The sequence below is a fragment of the Paenibacillus darwinianus genome, assembly GCF_000598065.1.
Lineage (GTDB): Bacteria > Bacillota > Bacilli > Paenibacillales > Paenibacillaceae > Paenibacillus_I > Paenibacillus_I darwinianus.
In genome coordinates this window covers 46,645-48,738 of sequence record NZ_KK082215.1, presented here as the reverse complement: position 1 = coordinate 48,738, position 2,094 = coordinate 46,645, and the positions used below count along the sequence as shown (strand labels likewise).

Sequence of the window (2,094 nt, the reverse complement as noted above, 5' to 3'; positions counted from 1 at the left end):
CATTGGGATATTTTGCGGCTGCACCATGAAATCAAACAAGGCTTGTTGAAGGCAAAGCATAAAGGCGAAACCCCGCAAAGCCTCGCCATCGACTCGTGGGCCGTCGATTTCGGCCTGATCGGGCGAAACGGGGAGCTGCTCGGCAACCCGTACCATTATAGGGACAGGCACACGGATGGCGTCATGGAGCAGGTCGGCGAACGGCTGACGCGGGACTACATTTTCGGGCGGACGGGCATTCAATTTCTGCCGTTCAATACGATTTATCAGCTGGCGGCGTTGAAGGAGGCTGACTCTCCGCTACTGCGGGAAGCGGACCGGTTCTTGATGATTCCGGATCTGCTCCGTTATTTTTTGACCGGCGAGCTGCTGAATGAATTTTCCAACGCAACGACTACACAGCTTTACAACCCGTCGACAGCCGGTTGGGATCATGAGCTTATCGCAAAAATCGGCATTTCGCCGTCACTGTTCGGCCGCATTGCCGAACCCGGCGAAGCTGCGGGGCTGCTGCTGCCATCGGTCGCTTCCGAGCTTGGTGTCGACAGGATCCCGGTGATCGCCGCAGCCGAGCATGACACCGGATCGGCCGTTGCCGCCGTACCGGCGCTGGACCGCACATTCGCTTATTTAAGCTGCGGCACTTGGTCGCTTATGGGCACGGAGGTTGAACAGCCGGTCATTAACGAGCTGGCACGCGAGCTGAATTTTACGAATGAGGGCGGGGTCGGGGGCACGTACCGGCTGTTGAAAAACATCATGGGCCTGTGGGTTTTGCAGGAAATGAAGCGGGAATGGGATCGGACAGGGCATGCCTATTCCTATCCGGAGCTGGTGAGATTGGCCGAGCAGGCGCCGCGGTTCGGCGCGTTCATCGACCCGGACGATCCGCTGTTCCTGCATCCGGGCGATATGCGCGTCCGCATCCGGCAATATTGTGAGGCGACCGGACAGCATCCGCCTGACGAGCCGGGTGAAATCGTTCGTTGTATTTTGGAAAGTTTAGCCTTAAAATACCGCTATGTGTTTGAGTTGACCGAGCGCTTGTCCGGACATTCGTTCAACGGTCTCCACATGGTCGGGGGCGGCATCCGGAACACGCTTCTATGCCGGTGGTCGGCGAATGCGATCGGCAAGCCCGTATGGGCCGGACCGGCGGAAGGCAGCGCGATCGGCAATCTCGCAGTGCAGTGGATCGCGCAGGGCGCATTCAGCGATATTTGGGAAGCGCGGCAAGCCATTCGCGATTCGTTCCAGGTTACGGTGTACGAGCCGGAGGAGCGGGAAACGTGGGAGCATGCATACGGAACGTTCCGGCGAATCGCGGGACTCGGTAATTAACGGACAGGGAGTGGAACGGCATGCTGGTCGCGGAGCGATATGAGAGAATCGTGCAGCTGGTCAACGAGAGAGGCAGCATTCGGGTTACCGAGCTGAGCGAGCTGTGCAGCGTTACGGAGGAAACGATCCGGCGCGACCTGGATCGTCTCGAGCAGATGGGGAGGCTGCGCCGGTCTCACGGCGGCGCGGTCAGCGTCAAGGACCTGCAGTCGGAGACGCCTTATGCGGAGCGCGAGATCGCAAATGCGGAGGAGAAGCGCCGAATCGCAGCTGAGGCGATCCGGCATATTGCCCCGCGCGATCGGATCCTGCTCGACGCCAGCTCGACGGCGTGGTACATGGCAGCGATAATGCCTGACGATATGCCACTTACCGTGCTGACCAACTCGATTAAGGTAGCCTTGGAGCTAAGCGGCAAGGAGCGGATCGAGGTCATTTCGACGGGGGGAATACTCGCGCAGCGTTCCCTTTCCTATGTCGGCCCGCTTGCCGAGCGGTCGCTTGACGCCTATCACGTCGACAAAGCATTCTTTTCTTGCAAGGGCGTTCATTTGGAGAGGGGAGTCAGCGAGTCGAACGAGCTGCAGGCGAGAGTGAAGCAGAAAATGGTCGGTATGGCCGATCGTGTCTATCTGCTGGCCGACGCAAGCAAATTCGGCGTGCAGGCCTTTACGCATGTCGCGGATTTTCGCGAGATCGACGCCGTAATAACGGACCGCCGCCTGCCGAAGGAATCGTTGGAGCGGCTGCGGG

2 protein-coding genes are annotated in these 2,094 nt (G+C 59.3%); both read left to right on the top strand.

Annotated features, from left to right (window positions below; translation table 11 throughout):
- Positions 1-1,341: rhamnulokinase (locus BG52_RS14270; RefSeq protein WP_036667539.1), on the top strand; the 1,341-nt coding region annotated here is incomplete at its 5' end.
- A gap of 20 nt (positions 1,342-1,361) precedes the next feature.
- On the top strand, positions 1,362-2,094 hold a 733-nt coding region (locus BG52_RS14265), incomplete at its 3' end, for a DeoR/GlpR family DNA-binding transcription regulator (RefSeq protein WP_036667538.1).